This is a genomic window from Halorubrum sp. Atlit-26R, assembly GCF_003666015.1.
Classification (GTDB): domain Archaea; phylum Halobacteriota; class Halobacteria; order Halobacteriales; family Haloferacaceae; genus Halorubrum.
On sequence record NZ_QPLT01000062.1, the window covers coordinates 1 to 1,430 of the forward strand.

General features: G+C 60.0%; 2 protein-coding genes. Both read left to right on the forward strand.

Annotated elements, in window-relative coordinates:
• Positions 1 to 354 (forward strand): CHAD domain-containing protein (locus tag DVK07_RS19230; protein ID WP_147441231.1); only part of this gene is annotated, 354 nt, incomplete at its 5' end.
• Positions 355 to 642: 288 nt separating this feature from the next.
• The gene (locus DVK07_RS19235) at positions 643 to 954 is read left to right on the forward strand and encodes a hypothetical protein (protein WP_158603191.1); all 312 of its coding nucleotides are present in this window, start codon (positions 643 to 645) and stop codon (positions 952 to 954) included.
• The last annotated feature ends 476 nt before the right edge of the window (positions 955 to 1,430 follow it).

A 1,430-nucleotide genomic window follows, 5' to 3' on the forward strand; every position in this document is an offset into this window, starting at 1 on the left:
GAAGCGTTCCACGAGTGGCGCAAGCGCCTCAAGTACCACCGCTACCACACCTACATGCTCCGGAACGCCTGGTTCGACCCGATGAAGGCCAGACGGTCCGAACTCAAGGAACTCTCCGACATCACCGGCGATGAACACGACCTCGCCGTCTTCGTCGAGACGTTGGACGAAGAGGAACTGTTCGACAACGATGTCCGGGAGGCCCTCAACGACGTTATCGCCGCGCGCCGAGGCGACCTTCGACGACGAGCGCGCCCGCTCGGCGAGCGCCTGTTCGAGGAGGACCCCGACGCGCTGGTCGACAGGTTCGAGGGCTACTGGACCGCCGCACGACGGTACGACCTGCCGGCGTAGCGTTCCTCGTCGGTCGATTCCCTGCTGCGCCCGGTGCTCCGTCTGCCGGACGGCGGCGGATGGCTCTCGTGCCGCCTCAGAACTGGTCGGCCTAGAGTCGCTCACGCGCCTCGCGGCGCTCCTGGGACCCGCGAACATCCGTCGCTCCGGGCCGCTCCGCCGACTGCGGCCAAGGGGCCTCAGACTGGCGGGAGGCCGATCGTCATCGCGGCAGGGTTGACGATCAGCGGGACAGTGATCCTCTTGATCGGCGGCCTCCGGTGGCTCCCGCTCTGGGCGCTCACGGGTGTGGTGCTGGTCTACGGCATCGTCATCACCGTCGACAGTGCCCCGACGTCGACGATGATCACCGAGGTCGTCGACGACGGTCGTGTCGGGTCCGCGCTGGCGATTCAGGCGTTCGTCGAGACGCTCCCCGGCATCGTCGCACCGGTGCTTTTCGGGGCGGCTGTCGACCGCAGCGGATACGGTCTCGCCTTCCAGACACTGGGTGTCGCCGCCTTCGTCGGTGTCGGAACGGTCGTTCTCGTGCGACCGCAGTTCGATATTGAAACAAGTGGCTCTGTTGAAATCCTATTATTTCAACACCTTTCCCGCTGATACAGCCGTTAGATAGGACTGTCAGTGATATCTATCTGAGGAGGATTGGGACTCCATCTTCCGACTCTGCGGAATCTATAAACACCCAGGTCACAAATTGATATGAAAATGGTTTCGCCGTCTCACGCACTCATTCTCTCCCCAGCATGGCGATACGCGCTCATCGGCGCACTCGTCTCGGTCCCGGTTTCAGCCATTATCAACTGGCTTCCGAATTCGGAGGCGACTATCGGCGGTGGAATTCTGACCGGGTGTGGTCAGTACAGAGTGTAGATGTCGTGATTCATTAGCCCAGAATAGTTGTAATCGTATCTGTTAGCTATACTTCTGGAGGTACCCATACAGTAAGATCTTGACCATCCTCCCAAATTTCTACCGTAGACTCTATCGAATCCCCATCACGAATAACTTCAATGGTGTACTCTCCAGTGTCGGGAACCACGAATGTTACAGCACTCCGGTCAGAAACTTCACTC